At 63.4% G+C, this 19,624-nt stretch carries 19 protein-coding genes; 11 read left to right on the top strand and 8 right to left on the bottom strand.

The window, feature by feature from the left end; all coding sequences use genetic code 11:
- Positions 1–246 precede the first annotated feature (246 nt).
- The gene (gene acnA, locus NKJ37_RS02815; protein WP_127273510.1) at positions 247–2,937 is read left to right on the top strand and encodes an aconitate hydratase AcnA; all 2,691 of its coding nucleotides are present in this window, start codon (positions 247–249) and stop codon (positions 2,935–2,937) included.
- Between the two features lie 55 nt (positions 2,938–2,992).
- Here acnA and NKJ37_RS02810 read toward each other — a convergent pair whose 3' ends face one another.
- Positions 2,993–3,673 carry a ceramidase domain-containing protein gene (locus tag NKJ37_RS02810; protein ID WP_352772585.1) on the bottom strand — a complete coding sequence of 227 codons (681 nt, stop codon included), beginning with the start codon at positions 3,671–3,673 and terminating at the stop codon, positions 2,993–2,995.
- Between the two features lie 172 nt (positions 3,674–3,845).
- On the opposite strand from NKJ37_RS02810, the gene NKJ37_RS02805 reads away from it, so the two are divergent.
- Positions 3,846–4,646 (top strand): DUF1223 domain-containing protein, encoded by an 801-nt coding sequence (locus NKJ37_RS02805; protein WP_352442578.1) that lies wholly within the window; start codon positions 3,846–3,848, stop codon positions 4,644–4,646.
- A 605-nt stretch (positions 4,647–5,251) separates the two neighbouring features.
- Positions 5,252–5,638, top strand: coding sequence for a DUF2794 domain-containing protein (locus NKJ37_RS02800; RefSeq protein WP_023811306.1), 387 nt, complete (start codon positions 5,252–5,254; stop codon positions 5,636–5,638).
- Between the two features lie 131 nt (positions 5,639–5,769).
- On the opposite strand, the gene NKJ37_RS02795 is transcribed toward NKJ37_RS02800, so the two are convergent.
- From NKJ37_RS02795 to NKJ37_RS02780, 4 genes are all read right to left on the bottom strand, one after another.
- Positions 5,770–6,342 (bottom strand): GNAT family N-acetyltransferase, encoded by a 573-nt coding sequence (locus NKJ37_RS02795; protein WP_023811307.1) that lies wholly within the window; start codon positions 6,340–6,342, stop codon positions 5,770–5,772.
- Positions 6,343–6,452: 110 nt separating this feature from the next.
- Positions 6,453–7,232, bottom strand: coding sequence for a Bax inhibitor-1/YccA family protein (locus NKJ37_RS02790; RefSeq protein WP_023811308.1), 780 nt, complete (start codon positions 7,230–7,232; stop codon positions 6,453–6,455).
- A 227-nt stretch (positions 7,233–7,459) separates the two neighbouring features.
- The gene (locus tag NKJ37_RS02785) at positions 7,460–10,009 is read right to left on the bottom strand and encodes an ABC transporter permease (protein WP_352772582.1); all 2,550 of its coding nucleotides are present in this window, start codon (positions 10,007–10,009) and stop codon (positions 7,460–7,462) included.
- A complete protein-coding gene (locus tag NKJ37_RS02780) occupies positions 10,009–10,704 on the bottom strand; it encodes an ABC transporter ATP-binding protein (RefSeq protein WP_023811310.1) in 696 nt (231 codons plus the stop codon). The genes NKJ37_RS02785 and NKJ37_RS02780 overlap by 1 nt, the downstream gene beginning before the upstream one ends.
- Positions 10,705–10,788: 84 nt before the next feature.
- Here NKJ37_RS02780 and NKJ37_RS02775 point away from each other — a divergent pair, with 84 nt between their 5' ends.
- Together NKJ37_RS02775 and thpR are read left to right on the top strand one after the other, a co-directional pair.
- On the top strand, positions 10,789–11,433 hold the full coding sequence (locus tag NKJ37_RS02775; protein ID WP_352772579.1) for an arylesterase: 645 nt from the start codon (positions 10,789–10,791) through the stop codon (positions 11,431–11,433).
- A 125-nt stretch (positions 11,434–11,558) separates the two neighbouring features.
- A complete protein-coding gene (gene thpR, locus NKJ37_RS02770) occupies positions 11,559–12,155 on the top strand; it encodes an RNA 2',3'-cyclic phosphodiesterase (protein ID WP_127382293.1) in 597 nt (198 codons plus the stop codon).
- Here the strand turns inward: thpR and NKJ37_RS02765 are convergent.
- Positions 12,059–12,577: a low molecular weight protein-tyrosine-phosphatase gene (locus tag NKJ37_RS02765; protein ID WP_352772577.1), complete on the bottom strand. Its 519-nt coding sequence runs from the start codon at positions 12,575–12,577 to the stop codon at positions 12,059–12,061. The genes thpR and NKJ37_RS02765 overlap by 97 nt on opposite strands.
- Before the next feature lie 50 nt (positions 12,578–12,627).
- Here NKJ37_RS02765 and NKJ37_RS02760 point away from each other — a divergent pair, with 50 nt between their 5' ends.
- From NKJ37_RS02760 to NKJ37_RS02735, 6 genes are all read left to right on the top strand, one after another.
- Positions 12,628–12,924 carry a 4a-hydroxytetrahydrobiopterin dehydratase gene (locus NKJ37_RS02760; RefSeq protein WP_023811314.1) on the top strand — a complete coding sequence of 99 codons (297 nt, stop codon included), beginning with the start codon at positions 12,628–12,630 and terminating at the stop codon, positions 12,922–12,924.
- Positions 12,925–13,047: 123 nt separating this feature from the next.
- The gene (locus NKJ37_RS02755; protein WP_127413204.1) at positions 13,048–13,410 is read left to right on the top strand and encodes a YkvA family protein; all 363 of its coding nucleotides are present in this window, start codon (positions 13,048–13,050) and stop codon (positions 13,408–13,410) included.
- Positions 13,411–13,680: 270 nt separating this feature from the next.
- Entirely contained in the window at positions 13,681–14,184 is a 504-nt protein-coding gene (locus tag NKJ37_RS02750; protein ID WP_127296348.1) for an invasion associated locus B family protein, read from the top strand.
- 191 nt (positions 14,185–14,375) lie between these two features.
- Positions 14,376–15,611: a dual-specificity RNA methyltransferase RlmN gene (rlmN, locus tag NKJ37_RS02745; protein ID WP_023811317.1), complete on the top strand. Its 1,236-nt coding sequence runs from the start codon at positions 14,376–14,378 to the stop codon at positions 15,609–15,611.
- Positions 15,608–16,057, top strand: coding sequence for a hypothetical protein (locus tag NKJ37_RS02740; protein ID WP_128304282.1), 450 nt, complete (start codon positions 15,608–15,610; stop codon positions 16,055–16,057). The genes rlmN and NKJ37_RS02740 overlap by 4 nt, the downstream gene beginning before the upstream one ends.
- The gene (locus tag NKJ37_RS02735) at positions 16,057–16,536 is read left to right on the top strand and encodes a hypothetical protein (protein WP_352772572.1); all 480 of its coding nucleotides are present in this window, start codon (positions 16,057–16,059) and stop codon (positions 16,534–16,536) included. Before NKJ37_RS02740 ends, NKJ37_RS02735 begins: the two co-directional genes overlap by 1 nt.
- Positions 16,537–16,542: 6 nt before the next feature.
- On the opposite strand, the gene NKJ37_RS02730 is transcribed toward NKJ37_RS02735, so the two are convergent.
- A complete protein-coding gene (locus tag NKJ37_RS02730) occupies positions 16,543–17,184 on the bottom strand; it encodes a LysE family translocator (protein ID WP_127296353.1) in 642 nt (213 codons plus the stop codon).
- A gap of 125 nt (positions 17,185–17,309) precedes the next feature.
- A complete protein-coding gene (locus tag NKJ37_RS02725; protein ID WP_352772570.1) occupies positions 17,310–19,379 on the bottom strand; it encodes a putative bifunctional diguanylate cyclase/phosphodiesterase in 2,070 nt (689 codons plus the stop codon).
- Positions 19,380–19,624: the final 245 nt, after the last annotated feature.

Here is a 19,624-nt window from a genome sequence, read left to right as displayed (position 1 = left end):
CTGCCGCATCGCACAAAATTGCTTTCCAACTGTCTAGAACTATTCCAGAAAATTCTCTATATGCGGTGCATCCGTGCCAGCGGTCGGCACGGGAACAGAATTAGCGCCGAACCAGCGCACGCGCCGCCTTGAACGGCTCGGGTTGCTTGGGAACGGACAGCGGAAATGGCCGTACCCGCACCTTTGCGCGTGATTGCATGCCATCGGCGTCCGTTCCCTTTCAGGCTGAACAGACAAGGATCGCACGTGTCAAAATCCCTCGACAGTTTCAATTGCCGCCGCACGCTGACCGCAGGCGGCGCGGAGTATGCCTATTTCGACCTCATCGAGGCCGAGAAGAACGGCCTCACCGGCATCTCGCAGCTGCCCTATTCGATGAAGGTGCTGCTGGAAAACCTGCTGCGCAACGAAGACGGCCGCTCCGTCACCAAGGAATCGATCCAGGCGGTGGCCGGCTGGCTGACCGACAAGGGCACCGCCGGTGTCGAGATCGCCTATCGCCCGGCCCGCGTGCTGATGCAGGATTTCACCGGCGTTCCGGCCGTGGTCGACCTTGCCGCGATGCGCGACGCCATGGCTTCGCTCGGCGGCGATCCGCAGAAGATCAACCCGCTGGTGCCGGTCGACCTCGTCATCGACCATTCCGTCATCGTCGACGAATTCGGCACGCCGATGGCCTTCGCCCGCAATGTCGAGCTGGAATATGAGCGCAATGAGGAGCGCTACAAATTCCTCAAATGGGGCCAACAGGCGTTCCGCAACTTCCGCGTCGTGCCGCCCGGCACCGGTATCTGCCATCAGGTCAACCTCGAATATCTCGGCCAGGTGGTGTGGACCAACACCGAGGACGGCGAAACGACAGCCTATCCCGACACCTGCGTCGGCACCGATTCGCACACCACCATGATCAACGGCCTTGGCGTGCTCGGCTGGGGCGTCGGCGGCATCGAGGCCGAGGCGGCCATGCTCGGCCAACCTGTCTCCATGCTTTTGCCTGAGGTGATCGGCTTCCGCCTCACCGGCAAGCTCAAAGAAGGCGTCACCGCCACCGACCTCGTGCTCACCGTCACCCAGATGCTGCGTAAGAAGGGCGTCGTCGGCAAGTTCGTCGAGTTCTTCGGGCCGGGCCTCTCCAACATGACGCTGGCCGACCGCGCCACCATCGGCAACATGGCGCCCGAATATGGCGCCACCTGCGGCTTCTTCCCGGTCGACTCGGAAACCATCCGCTACCTCACAATGTCCGGCCGCAGCGAGGACCGCATCGCGCTGGTCGAGGCTTATGCCAAGGCTCAAGGAATGTGGCGTGAGACCGGCTCGACCGATCCGGTGTTCACCGATCTGCTCGAGCTGGAACTTGGCTCCGTCGTGCCGTCGATGGCCGGACCCAAGCGGCCCGAGGGCCGCGTCGCCCTGGAAGGCATTCCGGAAGGTTTCGCCAAGGCGATGGAGACCGAATACAAGAAGGCCGCCGAAATCTCCAAACGCTACGCAGTCGAAGGCACCGACCATGATCTCGGTCATGGCGACGTCGTCATCGCCGCCATCACTTCGTGCACCAACACCTCGAACCCGAGTGTGCTGATCGGCGCCGGCCTCCTGGCCCGCAACGCCAACCGCCTCGGTTTGAAGCAGAAGCCATGGGTGAAGACCTCGCTGGCGCCGGGCAGCCAGGTGGTCGCCGAGTATCTGGAGAAATCCGGCCTGCAGAAGGAACTCGATCAGATCGGCTTCAACCTGGTCGGCTTCGGCTGCACCACCTGCATCGGCAATTCCGGCCCGCTGCCGGCGCCGATCTCGAAGACCATCAACGACAAGGGCCTGATCGCTGCCGCGGTCTTGTCCGGCAACCGCAACTTCGAAGGCCGCGTCTCGCCCGACGTGCAGGCGAACTATCTGGCCTCGCCGCCGCTGGTCGTCGCGCACGCGCTGGCCGGCACCGTCACAAAGGACCTGACCACCGAGCCGCTCGGCGAGGACAAGAACGGCGAGCCGGTCTACCTCAAGGATATCTGGCCGAGCTCGGCCGAGATCCAGGAGTTCATCGAGAAGAACGTCACCCGCGAGCTGTTCGCCCGCAAATATGCCGACGTCTTCAAGGGCGACGAGTACTGGCAGAACGTCAAGGCGCCGGAAGGCCAGACCTATGCCTGGGACGACAACTCGACCTATGTGCAGAACCCGCCCTATTTCGCTGGCATGACATCAGGTTTCGGCAAGATCGGCGACATCAAGGGCGCCCGCGTGCTCGGCCTGTTCGGCGACAAGATCACCACCGACCACATTTCGCCGGCCGGATCGATCAAGGCGGCCTCGCCGGCCGGCAAATACCTCACCGACCACGGCGTCGGCGTCGCCGACTTCAACCAGTACGGCACGCGGCGCGGCAATCACGAGGTGATGATGCGCGGCACCTTCGCCAACATCCGCATCCGCAACCACATGCTGGGCGAGAACGGGCGCGAGGGCGGCTACACCATCCACTACCCGTCGAAGGAAGAGGAATCGATCTACGACGCGGCGATGGAGTACAAAAGGGAAGGCGTGCCGCTGGTTGTCTTCGCCGGCGTCGAATACGGCAACGGCTCGTCGCGCGACTGGGCTGCCAAGGGTACCAATCTCCTTGGTGTCCGCGCGGTCATCGCCCAGTCCTTCGAGCGCATCCATCGCTCGAACCTGGTCGGCATGGGCGTTATCCCCTTTGTCTTCGAGGAAGGCACCTCATGGGCATCGCTCAACCTCAAGGGAGACGAGCTGGTCGAGATCGACGGCTTGAGCACCATCAAGCCGCGCCAGACGATGATCGCCAAGGTCACCTATGGCGACGGCACGGTGAAGAATGTGCCGATCATTTGCCGCATCGATACGCTGGATGAGCTCGATTACTTCAAGAACGGCGGCATCCTGCAATACGTGCTGCGCGATCTTGCTGCTTAGTACGGGAGTAAGGGAGTAGGGCAGTAAGGGAGTAGGGAAGGGAATCCCTATTCCCCTATTCCCCTATTCCCCTATTCTTCGGCTTCCCAAACCGCGCCGCTGCCGCCAAAAGCACGCTGAGCATCACGCCGTTGAGGATGTGCCAGAGGAAGTGCGTTCCGAGCGGAAAGCTGCCGCAGACCACCGGGTCGATCATCCGGCAGATGACGGACACGACGAAGATCGCCGAGCCCGCCAGATTATACCAGCCGGCGCGATTGCCGCTCACCGTCACCCAGACACCGAAGAAGGCGAGCGCCAGGAACGGCGGCAGATAGCCCGTCGTACCGTTCGACGCCTGGCGCAGCCAGTCCGGCACGGCAAGGGTTATCGCCCCGGCAAGCACATAGAAGGCAATGAAGATGGCGATGGCCTTGCCCCATCGCATGCCGAGGAAGCGGCGTAAATTGAACAGCGTGTAGGCCAGCGTGAAGCCGGCGATCGGCAGCACGTCGGCCCAGACCGTGCCCTTGGTGGCAAAGGTGTGGAAGATCGTCGAACCGATGCCGATCGCCACCACCCACCAAGCCAGCACCTCGGCGAAGGCGCCGGTGTCCAGCCTTCGCACCTCGCGCACGCCCCACAGGCCGGCGGCGATGAAGGCGAGATTGGTCAGGGCGTTGACGGGTTCGGACCAGAATTCCGGGCCGGTCCGCTCGCAATAGAGGTCGACCGGCGCCAAAAACGTTTGCCACATCGTGATTGCCGCCCGAATCGGTTTCTATCCTGAAGCGCAGATCCTTCCTATTGCGGGGTTGCGGTCGGCTGCAATGGCAAAATTTCACCGCAACGTGACTTCCCGTTGACTTCCGGTTCTGCCACATATTTTAGCAATCAAGATAAAGCCGGCACCACCGGCGGGAATCGGAATGGCCATGGCCTCGCGAAAATCATTGTGGCTGGCAGCTCTTGCGCTGGCCTTCTCGGCGTCTGCCGGCGCCGGGCATGCCGGCGAATCCGATCGCGCCCATGCCGACCGGGTCCAGATCGACAGGCCCCAGATCGAAAGGCCATTGGGCGTGGTCGAACTGTTCACCAGCCAGGGCTGCAGTTCCTGCCCGCCGGCCGATACGCTGTTCTCCGAACTTGCCGCCAAGGAAGATATCGTCGCGCTCGCCTATCACGTCGACTATTGGGACTATCTCGGCTGGCAGGACACGCTGGGCCGCAAGGAGAACACCGAGCGGCAATACGACTACATGCGCGCCTTCGGCAGCCGCTCCGTCTATACGCCGCAGGCCGTCATCAACGGCCGTGTCCACGTCAACGGCGCCAGCCGCGGCGAGGTCGATGGCGCGCTCGCCCGCATGGCCAAGAACGGCGAAGGCATGCGCGTCGCCGTCAAGGTCAGCCGCACCAGCGACCGTGTGACGATCGACGCCGGTGATGCCGGCAACGGCCCCAGCGACGCCCATGTCGTCATCGTCTATTTCGACCCGCCGCAGACGGTCAAGGTCGGCGAGGGCGAGAATACCGGCCGCAAGATGACCTACTGGAACGCCGTCACCGGGATTCAGACCGCTGGCATGTGGCATGGCAAGGCACAGCGCTACGAGCTGCCGATGAGCGAGATTGCCAAAAAGGGCGGCTGCGCCGTGCTGCTGCAGTCGGTCGGCAAGGACGGCATGCCCGGTCCTATTCTCGGCGCCGCGTTCATCCACAAGCCGTAACGGACGCCGGCGCCCCCCATCTTCGCTAGGACTGTGGATGGGAGGCCCCTCATCCGGCCGCTTCGCGGCCACCTTCTCCCCGAGGGGAGAAGAGGTAAAGCGCCGCCGCGATCTCCTCTCCCCTCGGGGAGAGGTCGGATTGTCCCGAATTGCCCCTTCGCAATTCGGTTGGCAATCCGGGTGAGGGGGACGCGACGCTCGGTGAAACCGCACTCGACTCACCACCCAATAAAAAACCGACGTCAGCTTGCTTCTGACGTCGGTCATTTAGGTTTTGGGATCGTCGCACCCGGTTCTTCCGAGGAAGAGCCGAGGTTGGTTCGATCCGACGCAGACCCGTGGGCGGGGGGCTTGGGGTTTACGAGCCGGTGCCGGACCGAACCGTCTCAGGCAACACCGGTAAATTCGTCGGACATTGGGGCATGAGCGCGGATAAAAAAAGGCAGAAATGTGGCGGAACATCACCAATTCCAACACGGCGTTTCATAAAAGTGACTGGACGTGACGAAAACGGCGCGGCGCGGGGCTCGGTTCGCTAGGCCTTGCAATTCAGTCGCGAACACGCCAACTTTGGTTGGCAAAGATTCATTTTGAAGGATCGAGGCATGACGGATGACAGCGGCGGGACGGGGGATGGGGACGCATCCGCGATATTGATCCCGCTGCACGAGGCACGACGCGAACGTCTCGATCAGCCGGTACGGTTTGACCGCCGCGAGTTGGACCAGATCCTCAGGCTCTACGGACGCATGGTCGCTGCCAATGAATGGCGCGACTACGCCATCGATCATCTTGCGGACCGCGCCGTGTTTTCCGTATTCCGCCGCACCAGTGAAGTGCCGCTGTTCCAGATCGTCAAGGATCCGAAACTGGCCCGCAAGCAGGGCGCTTTTGCCGTCATCGCCGCCGGCGGCCGCATCCTGAAACGCGGTCAGGAACTTGGCCGCGTGCTTGGTGTGTTCGACAGCAAGCTCAAGGTTGTAGAGGCTTGAGCTACGGAATTGAAGAAACTGGAGAATTGAAGAATTGAAGAATTGGGCACTCGACGCCTGATGTAACCGCCTTCTTCTTCAGTTCTTCAGTTCTTCAGTTCTTCAGTTGTTCAGTTCCCCAATTCCTCGCTTCAGTCCCCTTTAAGACGAAACTTCCGCTCCGGCAGCGAGCTCGGATCGGGCGGCGCCGAGGCACCGCCATTCAGCGACAGCTGCATGAACACCGTGTCCAGCCAGCGCCCATGCTTGTAGCCGGAACCTTCGAGGCGTCCCGAATAGCGAAAGCCGAGCTTTTCGTGCAGCCGCACCGAGGCACTGTCGGGACGGCCATCGCCGATCACCGCGATGATCTGGCGAAAGCCCGCCGTCGTCACTGCCTCGATCAGGCTTTGCATCAGCTTGAGCCCGACGCCCTGGCCCTTGGCCTCGGGCGCGACATAGACCGAATCCTCGACGATGAAGCGATAGGCCGGGCGCGGCCGGAAGGCGCCGGCATAGGCGTAGCCGAGAACAGTGCCGTCCTTCTCCGCCACCAGGTAAGGAAAGCCGCCGGCCATCAGGCTGTCGAATCGAACACCCATCTCCGCGCGGCTCGGCGGCTCCAGCTCATAGCTCGCCGTGCCTTGGGTCACCGCGTCGGCATAGATGGCCGTGACGCTGTCGAGGTCGGCCACCGTGACAGGCCGGATCGTAATATTGCTCATTGTTTATGCATGTCGTTTCTCTGCTCGCAATAACAGCAAAGGCCAAGACAAAAGAAAAGGGCGGCCGTTGGGCCGCCCTTCTGGAACTCGATGGTCCAAGCGCTGCTGTACTAGCGGCGGTCGCCCATGAACTGCAGCAGGAACATGAACAGGTTGATGAAGTCGAGATAGAGCCTCAGCGCGCCCATGATCGCCTTGCGGCCGGCGACATCGGTAGCATCGCCCTCGAAATACATCTCCTTGATCTTCTGCGTGTCATAGGCGGTGAGGCCGGCGAAGACCAGCACGCCGATCGCCGACACGGCGAAAGACAGCGCCGACGACTGCAGGAAGATGTTGATCACCGACGCGATGATGATGCCGAACACGCCCATGATCAGGAACGAGCCCATTGCCGTCAAGTCGCGCTTGGTGGTGTAGCCGAACAGCGACAGCGCGCCGAAAGCGGCGGCGGTGGCGAAGAAGGTCTGCGAGATGCTTGCCGTGGTGTAGACCAGGAAGATCGACGACAGCGACAGGCCGACGAGACCGGCATAGACCCAGAACGTGGTCTGCGCGGCAGCGACGCTCATCGACTGAATCCTGAACGACAGGAAGAACACGGCGGCCAGCGGCGCCAGCATCACCACCCAGCGCAGCGGCGAACCGAAGATCGCGTAGCCGAACGAGGTCAGCATCTCGCCGCTTGGCAGCGTCGCGACAGCCGAAGCCGGATCGGTGGTGGTGGCCAGCATGATCGTGCCGACAGCGGCAAGACCAGTGATGAGGAGGCCAAGCCCCATCAGATTGTAAACCTTGATCATGTAGGCGCGCAGGCCCTGATCGATGTCGGCACCGACGCTGACGCCGGGCACGGCGCGCGTCTGGTAGTTGCGAATGGGATCAGCCATTGTAGTCCTCTATTGCTTCTGCCCCGTCCGGTGTCAGGTCCTTCCGGACCCAGGCGCCGCTGGCAGGGCTCCAGCATGCCTGTGGCGAAATATGATGGTTATTCGCGTCAAGAACAAGACCGTAACCGGATGTAACGGTTCGTGAGGCAACCAAGTGCCGATTCCTTGGCTTTCCGGACGGCTTTCTTACCAAGATTTAATCCAGGATGCCTTTTCCGGGCCTGTCGTCACAGGTTGCGCAGCACCGGTGCTGCCTTGTGGCCGAGCACCCGCCAGGTGCCGGCGAGACCAATGCCGACCGTGACCACCAGCGAAAACAGAATGGTTGCCACCGCCACCTCCGGCATGAAATGCGACGGCAATGTCATGATGCGCGCGACGACGAACCAGGCGGCAGCACTGCCCGCTGCCAGCGCGAAGATGGCGGTGGCCAGCCCGATCAGCATATATTCGAGCGAGAAGGCCGATATCAGCGTCGTGCGTGTCGCACCCAGCGTCTTCAACACCACCGCATCATGGATGCGCGCCCGGTTGCCGGCTGCAAGCGCGCCGGCCAGCACCAGCACCGAGGCGATCAGCGCCACGCCAGCGGCGGCCCGGATCGCCGTGCCGAGTTGCCCGACCAACCGGTTGACGACATCGAGCGCGTCCTTGACCCGCACCGTCGTCACCGCGGGGAAGGCGCGGGTGACGGCGTTGAGGATGCGGGCGTCGTCGGCCGTCGAGGCACTCTTTTCGGTCAGCGTCGCCATCCAGCCATGCGGGGCGCCTGCGAATGTGTTGGGCGAGAAGACCATGACGAAATTGATGCCCATCGTCTCCCATTCGACCTGGCGGAAATTGGCGATCCTGGCGGTGACATTGCGGCCCAGCACATTGACGGTGATGGTGTCGCCGAGCTTCAGCCCGATCTCCTTGCCTTCTTGCGCCGAAAACGAAACCAGCGGTTCGCCGCTGTAATTTTCGGGCCACCAACTGCCCTCGGTCAACGTCGCGTTCTCCGGTTGCCTGGTGTCATAGGTCAGGCCGCGGTCCCCCCTCAGCACCCAGGCGCCTTCCGCCGGCACTTTCACCTTGTCGACATCGACACCGTTCAGCGCCATCACCCGGCCGCGCAGCATCGGCACCTTGGCCAGCACGCCCTGCGGGGCCTCCTTGCCGATCAGCGCCGAGAAAGACGCGACATCGGCGCTCTGGATGTCGACGAAGAAGAAGTTCGGCGCCCGTTCCGGCAGGCTGCCGGAGATCTGCCGCCTGAGATTGCCATCGATCAGCGCCAGCGTCACCAGCAGCGTCAGGCCAAGCCCCAGGGACAGCACCACCGATGGCGTCAGGGCGCCTGGCCGATGAATGTTGCCGATGGCGAGCCTGAGCGCCACGAAGCGCACGCGCGGGCTTTTCCTGGCCGCCCATTGCACCAGTGCGCCGACCACGCGCAGCACCAGGAAGGCGAAGACGGTAGCGCCGACAAAAATCGAGGCTATGCGCTGGTCGCCCGAGAACAGAATGGCCAGCGCCGCAAGCAACAGCGCGATGCCTATGGCGGCCGCGACATAAGCGGGGCGCGGCAAGCCGCGGCCTTCCAGCCCCATTTCGCGAAACAGCGCGGTTGCCGGCACGTCGCGGGCGCGGCCGAGCGGCAGCAGCGCGAAAGCCAACGTCACCAGCAGGCCGAACAGCGCCGCCATACCGAGCGCGCCGGGATAGAAGCCGCCTTCGGCAGGCACCGGAATGACGGATTGCAAGGCCGCACTCGCCGCGAACGGCATCAGTGCGCCGAGCACAAGGCCCAGCACGATACCCAATCCGGCTATGATCAGGATCTGCACGAGATAGATGGCAAAGACGAAGCCGCCCGAAGCGCCCAGGCTCTTGAAGGTGGCGATGACGCCGCGCTTGCCGTCGAGATAGGCGCGTACCGCATTGGCGACGCCCACGCCGCCGACCACCAGCGCCGTCAGCCCGACCAGGGTCAGGAACTGCGAGAAACGTTCAATGTTGGACGACAGCGCGGGCGCCGCGTTGCTGCGTGTGCGGATCGACCAGCCTGCTTCGGGGAAATCCGTGGCGGCCTTGTCCTGGACGGCTTTCAGCCGCACCTCGTCGGCGTCTGCCGGCAGCCGGATCTTGTAGGCATTCTCGACCAGGCTGCCCGGCTGGATCAGTCCAGTGGCCGCCAGTCCGTCGGTCGAGATCATCAGCCTTGGGGCGAAGCCGAAACCGTCGGACACGGCGTCCGGTTCGGCGACCAGCCTGGCGCGCAGTTCGAAAGTGGCGGTGCCGAGCTTCAGCCGGTCGCCGATCTTGACGTGCAACCGCTCGAACAGAAGATCGGGTGCCGCCGCACCGAAGACGCCGAACTCTTCGCCGAACAGTTCCTGTTTCGACAGTGCCGGCTCGGTCTCCAGCGTGCCATAGAGCGGATAGGCATGGTCGACCGCCTTGGCCTCGACCAGCGCCTGGTCGGATCCGTCGGCCAGACGCGCCATCGAACGCATGCTGGCGGTCCGGGAAACCGTGCCGAGCCCGTCAAGGAAGCTGCGCTCCGCCCGGCTGGCGTCACGCTGGTTGATCTGGAAGCGAAGATCGCCGCCGAGCAGCGTCTGGCCCTGATTGGCGACACCGGCGGTGATCGAACGCGCCACCGAGTTGACGCCGCCGATGGCCGCGACGCCGAGCGCGATGCAGGCGAGGAAGATCAGGAAGCCGGACAGGCCGCCGCGCATCTCGCGCAGTGAGAAGCGGACCGCGAGCCTCAACGTCCGGGACAGCGGCATCAGGCCGTCACCTTGACGGGGGCCGGTGCCTCGATCCGGCCCGAGCGCATCGAAACCTGGCGCGAACAGCGCGCCGCGAGCGCCGGATCATGGGTCACCAGCACCAGCGTCATGCCGCGCTCGGCCGCCTTGGCAAACAAGAGGTCGGCGACCTGCCGCCCGGTCGCCTGGTCGAGATTGCCGGTCGGCTCGTCGGCGATCAGGATGCGCGGCGACGGCGCCAATGCGCGGGCGATCGCCACGCGCTGTTGCTCGCCGCCCGACAATTCGCCGGGATAGTGGGTGACGCGGTCGCTGAGGCCAACCGCCGCCAGCTCGCGCGCCGCCACCGAAAACGGATCGGCATGGCCGGCCAGTTCCAGCGGCACCGCGACATTTTCCAGCGCCGTCATGTTGGGAATGAGATGAAAGGACTGGAACACGATGCCAATGTTTCGGCCACGAAACGAAGCAATCTGGTCCTCGCTTTTGCCGTTGAGCAGCTCACCGGCGATTCGGACCGTACCCGAATCGACCCTTTCCAGGCCTGCCAGGACCATCAGCAATGTCGACTTGCCGGAACCCGAAGGCCCGACGATGCCGGTCGCCTCGCCGGTCGCCACATCGAGGCTCACCCCCTTCAGCACATGGACCGATGAAGCGCCCTCGCCAAGGGTCAGGGATACATCTTTCAGCGCGATGACGGCTTCTGTCAAAATGAAATCGTCCTATATCTGGAAAGGCTCTGCTTGCCGGAAGCCGTCGACTGAAGAATTCCTAGCTCATATGGGGCCTGCCGCATGTCTTTCAAACGCAGTATTGCCGCAGGCTTGATGGTTTTCCTCGCCATCAGCGGCGCCATGTCGTCGGCGAGCGCCGAGCCGTTCAAGATCGTCGGCTTCGGTGACAGCCTGATGGCGGGCTTCGGTCTTGGCCCGGACCAGGGCTTTACCGACAGGCTGCAGGCCGCGCTTGGCGCCAGGGGCCAGGATGTGATCGTCGCCAATGCCGGCGTCTCCGGCGACACGACGAGCGGCGGCCTGGCTCGGCTCGACTGGTCGGTGCCGGACGGCACGCAGCTTGTCATCCTCGAACTCGGCGCCAACGACATGCTGCGCGGCGTTTCGCCCGACATCACCAGGAAGAACCTCGACGAGATGCTGAGCAAGCTGAAGCAGCGCAAGATTGCCGTGCTTCTGGCCGGCATGCGTGCCGCACCCAATCTCGGTCCCGACTACCAGAATGCGTTCGACGCCATTTTTCCGGACCTGGCGAAGAAATACGAAGTCGTGCTCTACCCGTTCTTTCTCGAAGGCGTCGCCGGCCAGCCCGGCATGCAACTCGAGGACGGCCTGCATCCGAGCGCAAAAGGCGTCGACCAGATGGTCGAACGCATCCTGCCGACGGTAGAGAAGGTGATCGCGGCAGTGCCGGGCGATTCCTAGCGGATTGGAACTGTTTCCGCCCGGCAAACTTTTAACAGGGACTGTGGCCAACAAACCTCTTGCTCCGTTTGACTATCGATGATTCGCTATAGGTGACAGTTCGATTCGAGGAAGGGAGGCTCTTCATGCCGCGTCTTTTCACCGCCCTCGAAATTCCGCGTGACGCTGCCCTTTCGCTGTCGCTGCTGCGGGGCGGCTTGCCGGGAGCCCGCTGGATCGATGTCGAAAACTACCATCTGACGCTGCGCTTCATCGGCGATGTCCCCGGCCATGTCGCCGACGAGATCGCCAACGCGCTCGACCGCGTCCACCGCCCTTCCTTCTCGCTGGCGCTGTCCGGCGTCGGCGCTTTCGGGCAGAAGAAGCCGCATGCGGTGTGGGCGGGTGCTTCCGCCTCGCCCGGTCTGGCTGCCCTTCAGGGCGAGATCGACCGCATCTGCCAGCGGCTCGGCATCCCGGCCGATCCGCGCAAGTTCATGCCGCATGTGACGCTGGCGCGCTTACGCAATTCGACTCCGCTGGACGTCGCCCAATATCTGTCGGCGCGCGGCAATTTCTCGACGCTGCCGTTCCGCATCGGCCGTTTCGTGCTGATGTCGTCGCGCGATTCGGTCGGCGGCGGACCCTATATCGTCGAGGAAGCCTGGCCGCTGTCAGGCACGGACGCCCGCGCCTCCAGCCTTGTCGCCAGCGCCTCCGACGCCTCGCGGATCATGCGATAGGCGGAAGCGAAGGCTTCTGCCTCTTCATGATAAGGATCCGGCACGTCGCGTGCCTTTCCCTGCGCGAACTCCAGGAACAGATGGATGCGGTCCTGCACGGCCGCCGGCGCCAGCGCCTTCAGGTCGGCGACATTCGACCGGTCCATGCCGAGGATCAGGTCGAAACGGTGGAGGTCCTGCGGCGTGACCTTGCGCGCCCTCTGTCCGGAAATGTCTACGCCGTGCCGCACCGCGATCGCGATCGCGCGTCGATCGGGGGCAGAGCCGGCCTCCCAGTCACTGGTTCCCGCTGAATCGAGCAGGATATCCCGGGCCGATCCGCGCTCGGCCCAAACGGCGCGGAAGACACCTTCCGCCAGCGGCGACCGGCAGATGTTGCCGAGGCAGACGAAGAGAATGGAGTTTATGGGCTTCGCGCTCATCGATCCGTCGCTATGGTGAGGGTCGTTTTCGAATAGCACAGGATATGGACATGGCGAGAGAGAAACTGGGCAGGCAAGCCGCTGAAGCCGCATTGACCGGTCTCGACGGCTGGGCGCTGGCGGAAGACGGCGCCTCCATCAAGCGCACATTCACCTTCGCGAATTTCTCCGAGGCTTTCGCCTTCATGACCCGCGTCGCGCTTGCCGCCGAGACGATGGACCATCATCCCGACTGGTCGAATGTCTACAAGACAGTCGACGTGACGCTGAACACTCACGACGCCGGCGGCGTCACCGCGCTCGATATCGATCTGGCCAAGAAAATGAACCGTTTTGCCGGCGCCTGAGGCCTGGTATCGCCTCGGCAGGCTCAAATCGGCGCCGGCATCTTGTAGCGGGGGTCGGGTTTCACCACATTTTCCCCCGCGGGCATGCGCCGGATGCGCAGGGGCGCTCGCAAGGAGAGACTGATGGCGCAACAATCCGGTTTTGATTTCTTCGGCTTTGGCGGCAAGCTGGCGGACGAGAGCGAAGTGCGCGAGAAATTCTGGCGCACAGCCAAGAAGGCCGCACGGCAGATCCCCTTCATGGAAGAGGTCGTGGCCGCCTATTACTGCGCCATGGACAAGAACACGCCGCTGCGCGCCAAAGGCATTCTGCTCGCCGCGCTCGGCTATTTCGTGCTGCCGGTGGATGTCATCCCCGACTTCGTCTTCGGGCTTGGCTTCACCGACGACATCGCCGTGCTCACCGCCGCGATCACCGCCGTCAGTGCCCACATCACCACTGCGCACCGGCAGGCCGCCAGGGACGCCATGGCCGACAAGGGCTGAACTCGCGCACGGAACTCCGTTGAAGCCGGCTTTCTGCGGCAGCGTAAAAAGTCAAACTCTTGCCGCTTTCGTGGCCTCCAAGTCGCCAAAGGGATGTCGCGCCAGCCGCTCGCAAGGCGGCGGCGCGGGAATGGCGGCGGTTTCCTCGGGGTGAGGGTCCTTTTCTCTTCGGAAATTCACCGTTTGGTAACCCAGATTAAATCAAAATGAAGCGACGGGCAGGACGCCAAGCCGGCCTGCCTCCGCACCATTTGGAATACGGGAAAAGCGATGCGCGGATTGATTGCTATAGTTTCGAGTCTGGCCCTGGTGGCCGTGGCAGCGCCGGCACTGGCGCAGTCTGCGACCAAAATCGGCCAGCACAATGCCTGGGGCACCTACAGCTACCAGGCGTCGGGCGGCAAGGTCTGCTATGTCCTGACCGTGCCGACCGACAAGCAGCCGCCGACGCTCGACCATGGCGACATGTTCTTCTTCGTCAGCCAGCGGCCCGGCCAGCAAGTGTCCTACGAGCCGCAATTCATTGCCGGCTACAACTTCCAGGACGGCTCCAAGGCCACCGTGACCATCGATAAGAAGACGTTTTCGATGTTCACCCGCGGCAAATCGGCCTGGGTCGAGAATGCCGCCGAGGAGCCGGTGCTGATCGCCGCCATGAAGACCGGCACCGACATGAAGGTGACGGCGAAGTCCGGCCGCGGCAACCCGACCAGCTACGTCTTCTCGCTGAAGGGCATTTCGGCGGCGCTGACGTCGATTGCCAAGTGCAAATAGGCTAGGCTTTGTTTTAGTGAAAGGCCGGGCCGCAAAGCCCGGCCTTTCGTTTTTGGGTCTGTTGGTGGATCTCTGGCGAGGGTGCATCATCGCACAACCCATGACTCTGCCGTCAACCTGTGCTATGCGCCGCGCTTCCTTTCCGGCACGATGCGTGAAATCGGCCGCAAACCGCTTATATCAGTGCAACCATGACCCTTTCATTCGATCTCACCACTGACGGCGCCCGCGACGCGTTGCGTGCCCGCGCGGCACAGCCCGAAAAGCCGTCGCTGATCGGCCTGACGCGGGTCGAGCTCGCCGAGGCTCTGGTTGCATCAGGCACCGTGCCCGAGCGCCAGGCGAAAATGCGCGCCCAGCAGTTGTGGCACTGGATGTATGTGCGCGGCGTCTCCGATTTCGCCGGCATGTTCAACATCTCCAAGGATCTGCGCGCCGAGCTCGACAAGCATTTCACCGTCGCCAGGCCCGAGATCGTCGAGGAGCAGATTTCCGCCGACGGCACGCGAAAGTGGCTGTTCCGCTTTCCGCCGCGCGGCGCCGGCCGGCCGGTCGAGATCGAGACTGTCTACATTCCCGAAGAGGGTCGCGGCACGCTGTGCATCTCGTCACAGGTGGGCTGCACGCTGACCTGCTCGTTTTGCCACACCGGCACGCAGAAGCTGGTGCGCAATCTAACGGCTGAGGAGATCCTCGCCCAGCTGCTCACCGCCCGCGACCGGCTCGGCGATTTTCCCGACCGCGACACGCCCGACGGCGCCATCGTGCCGGCCGAGGGCCGCAAAGTGTCCAACGTCGTCATGATGGGCATGGGCGAACCGCTTTACAATTTCGAAGCGGTGAAGAAGGCGCTGCTGATCGCTTCCGACGGTGACGGCCTGTCCCTGTCGAAGCGGCGCATCACGCTGTCGACCTCCGGCGTCGTGCCGGAAATCTTCCGCACCGGCGAGGAGATCGGCGTCATGCTGGCGATCTCGCTGCACGCCACCAATGACGATCTGCGCGACTTGCTTGTGCCGATCAACAAGAAGTATCCGCTCAACGAGCTGATCGCCGCCTGCCGCGCCTATCCCGGCTTGTCGAACGCCAAGCGCATCACCTTCGAATATGTGATGCTGAAGGACGTCAACGATTCCATCGAGGACGCCAAGGGCCTGATCAAGCTGCTCAAGGGCATTCCGGCCAAGATCAACCTGATCCCGTTCAACCCGTGGCCGGGCACCAATTACCAGTGCTCGGACTGGGAGACGATCGAGAAATTCGCCGATTACATCAACAATGCCGGCTATGCCTCGCCGATCCGCACGCCGCGCGGCCGCGACATTCTCGCCGCCTGCGGCCAGCTCAAATCCGACTCCGAGCGCATGCGCAAGGTCGACCGGCTGGCGCTGGAAGCGATGATGATAGCGGGGCACGGCGAGGCGTGAGCCGCCCCTTCGCCTGGCTAAAACGCTTCGCCATCATGGCGGTCGGCTATGTCGCCGCGGTGCTGACCTCGATCCTGGTGCCGGTGCTGCTGATCGCTCTCCTGGAAGGCATCGAAGACGGCAACTGGTCCATCATTTTCGCTTTCGACTGGCTGGGCTCGTTCCCGCTCGCCGTCTTGACCGTAACGATCGGCGCGCTGTTGATCGTCGGCCCGGCGCTCTTTGTCGCCGAACGGTTTTCACTTCGGGGATGGTACTACTTCGCCGCCACCGGTGCGATCACGTCCATCGCCTTTGGCGTATCCATGCCGCGCTCGGCCAGCAGCTTTGTCTTCAATCCGGGCTTTCTGGGTTTTCTCGCCACCGCCGGCATCGCCGCCGGTTCGGTCTACTGGCTTCTGGCTGGACGCAGGTCCGGCACGCGACAGACTCTGGGCAGAGATTGATGGCGCGTCTCGTCGGCTACCTCGTCCGTTTCATTGTCATCCTGTTCGGCTATGCCGTCGCCTCGCTGGCGGCGAGTGCCTTCCTCAACATCCTGTTCCTGGCATCGCTCGGCTACACGCCGGAACATGCGCACCCGACGGCGACGGCTTCCCTGTATTTCTCAATTCCCTTCGCCGCCCTGTTCGTCGCCTATTTCGCCCTGATGCCGGCCTCTGTCGTCATCCTGCTTGCCGAAATCCTGGGCCGGCGCGACTGGCTGTTCTATGCGCTGGCAGGCGCGGTGGTTGCCGGTGTTTTCCTCGGGCTTGCCGACCGCAGCGATGACACCGCCTTCATCGTCAGGGACACCAGCGCCATCATGGCCGTGATCGGCAGCGGCATGGTCGGTGGTATCTTTTACTGGCTCAGCGCCGGGCGCTGGGCCGCAAGCTGGTGGCAAGGCGAACCAGGCTCAAAAGAGGATGGCCGGACAGGATGACGGCGCCTACTTCGCCTGGGCCGTCAGGATCTTGAGGGCGAAGGCGGAGAACACGCCGGCAAACAGATAGTCGACCACCCGCGTGACGCGCGGGCTGGCCTTCATCGCCGCCGAAAACTTTTCCGCCGCCAGCACCATCGGCACCGTCACCGGCACCGACAGCACGATGAACATCAGCCCAAGGAAAAACAGCTTTCCCGGTGCGTTCGGATCATGCGCGGAGACGAACTGCGGCAGGAAGGTCATGAAGAACAGGATGATCTTCGGGTTGAGCAGATTGACGCCGAGGCCCGCCGCCCAGCTGCGCAACAGCGAAATCTCGGGGCCTGTCTTCTTCTCCGGCGAAAATGCCGAGCCCCTGGTGATTGCCTGCCAGGCCAGGAAGACGAGATAGCCGGCGCCGAAGATCTTCAGCACGAAGAAAGCCATCGGCGAGGCGACGATCAGCGCCGAGACGCCGACCACCACCAGCGTGGTGTGGATGAGCGTGCCGCACAGCGCGCCAGCCATCGAGGCAAAGCCGGTGGCACGGCCCTGGCTCAGCGTGCGCGAGACGAACAGGGTCATGTCCGGCCCCGGCGTGATCGCCAGGATGACCGTGGCGATGGCGAACTGGATCAGCGTGGTGGTGTCTGGAATGAACGACATGAGCGGCCCCAAGGGATTGCGAGGCCTATACAGGATGCGCCATGACGATGCCAGACACAGCAGCGACCCGATCTCGATCCAGCAGGCGTCCGCACGGCATTCGCTGGACGGCCGGCCGCGGCGTCCTATGCCTGCCTGCTCAGCCGCATCCTCGCCGGCTCCTCCGCGACGAGTTGATCGTTGCGGACATCGGCGTCCCCGGTGATCTGGTCGATCGGCTTGGGCCGGCCGAGGAAATAGCCTTGCGCCTCGTTGCAGCCTTCGACCTGCAGGATGGTGAGCTGGACATGCGTCTCGACGCCTTCGGCAAGCACCGGAATGTCGAGGCTGCGGCCCAGCGTCAGCACCGCCCGGATGATGGCCTTGGCCTGCGGGCTTCGCTCGACGTCAGCCATGAATGAACGGTCGAGTTTGATCTTGTCGAACGGAAACGAGCGCAGCGTATCGAGCGACGAATAGCCGGTGCCGAAATCGTCGATCGCGATGGTCACGCCCAGCGCCTTGATCTGGCGCAGGACATGCAGCGTCCGCACCTTGTCGGCGACGATCGTCGATTCGGTCAGCTCCAGCTCCAGGCGTTTCGGCGACAGCCCGGTCTCGACCAGTATCTGGTGGACGAGCTTGGCGAGATCGGCATGGGCGAACTGCACCGGCGACAGATTGACCGCGATCTTGTGGCCATTGTCCCACGAGGCCGCCTGGCGGCACGCGGTCCGCAGCACCCATTCGCCGATCGCCATGATCGAGCCGTTCTCCTCGGCAATCGGGATGAATTCGGCGGGCGGGATCATGCCGTGCACCGGATGGGTCCAGCGCAGCAGCGCCTCGTAGCCGCAGGTAGCGCCGGTCGGGACCGAGGTCTGCACCTGATAGTGAAGCGAAAGCTCGCCGCGGTCGATCGCCTGGCGAAGGTCGGTGGCCAAGGCACGGCGCGCCCGCGCCGTCTCGTCCATGGCGGATTCGTAGAAGCAGACGGCTCGCGTGACGTCGTTCTTCGCCCGGTACATGGCAAGATCGGCATTGCTGACCAGCCGCTCGCGGTCGGCCCCGTCGCGCGGATAGACGGCGACGCCGATGCTGGCGCCGGCGGCGATTTCGAAATCGTCGAGCCGCAACGGCTCGAACAGGGATTTCTCCAGCCGCGAGACCAGCCCGAGAAGGTCCTTCTGATCCTTGAAGCGCTTGATCGCGGCGAACTCGTCACCGCCGAGCCGGGCGACGAATTCGCCCTCGCCGATGAGTTTCGATAGCCTGCGGGCGACGATCTTGAGCGCCTGGTCGCCGGCCGCATGCCCCCTGAGGTCGTTGATCTCCTTGAAGCGGTCGAGATCGATGACGATGACCGCCGTCATAGTGTCCTCGCCCTCGCATGCCCGGTCGATTTCATGGTCAAGGCGGTCGTTGAAGGAGACCCGGTTGGGAAGGCCGGTAAGGGCGTCGTTGAGGGCGAGATGCTGAAGCCGCTCGAAGCTCTCCAAACGACCACGCTCATCGATCAGATAGCTGGCGAAGCCGGTAGCCGCGACGATCAGGCCCACCACGGCGACGGCGACCGCCATTGCCACCAGAATATCGGGATTGGTGCCTGTGCTGATGAAGGACAGCGGCGTCACCGCCACCGCGGCCATAGCCGTGAAATGCAGGCCGACGATCGCCAGCACCAGCAGCCCGATGGCGAGGTAGTGCGACCAGCGGTATGGTCGACGCACGGCATGGCCGACAGCCACGGCGGAAAACGCCGCCGAAATCACCAGTGAAGCGGCAACATAGGAGCCGTCCCATTCGACGATGCCGGCAACGTGATAGGCCATCATGCCGGTGTAGTGCATGGCCGAGATCGCCAGCCCGACGACGCATCCGCCCCACTCCGGGACCAGACGCTTGTCGGAGGCAAGGGTGAAGCCCGCTCCGGTGCCGGCAATGGCGATGACCAGGGACACCATGGTCAAGACCGGATCGAAGGTGATCGGCGCGCCGGGCTCATAGGCCAGCATGGCGATAAAATGCGTGCACCAGATCGAGGAACCGGCCGCGACTGCGGTCAGGAACAGCCAGCCCCGCATCTGCACGCCGGCGGTTTTCCTGGCACGGTCGAAGAGGCCGATCGTCACCCAGCAGCCGGTGACGCACATCAGCGCCGCCAGCAGGACGAGCCACAGATTATGCTCCGTGGCGATACATGATATAACGCGCATCAGGAATGGCCCAGCCCGAGGGTGCCCGCGACGAGGCAAGGCCGTCTCGGCACTTCGCCTACACAGCTTGTCGTCATATTAGCGACGGAGCGTGAAAACTTGATTAAATCCCTCCAGCAAATGCAGCCCTTGATTGCAGCAGGTTGTTTTCCCTGCCCACCCCTCGCCATGGACTGGACCAGAAGCCATGCATGCACGTGTGCTTGCTCGCTCTGCCGTTCCTGCTAAAAGGCGCTGCGACAATC

Source organism: Mesorhizobium sp. M0140, from assembly GCF_040322475.1.
Taxonomy (GTDB): domain Bacteria; phylum Pseudomonadota; class Alphaproteobacteria; order Rhizobiales; family Rhizobiaceae; genus Mesorhizobium.
The sequence above is the reverse complement of the archived record's forward strand: the minus strand, read 5'-3'. Positions and strand labels throughout refer to the sequence as shown.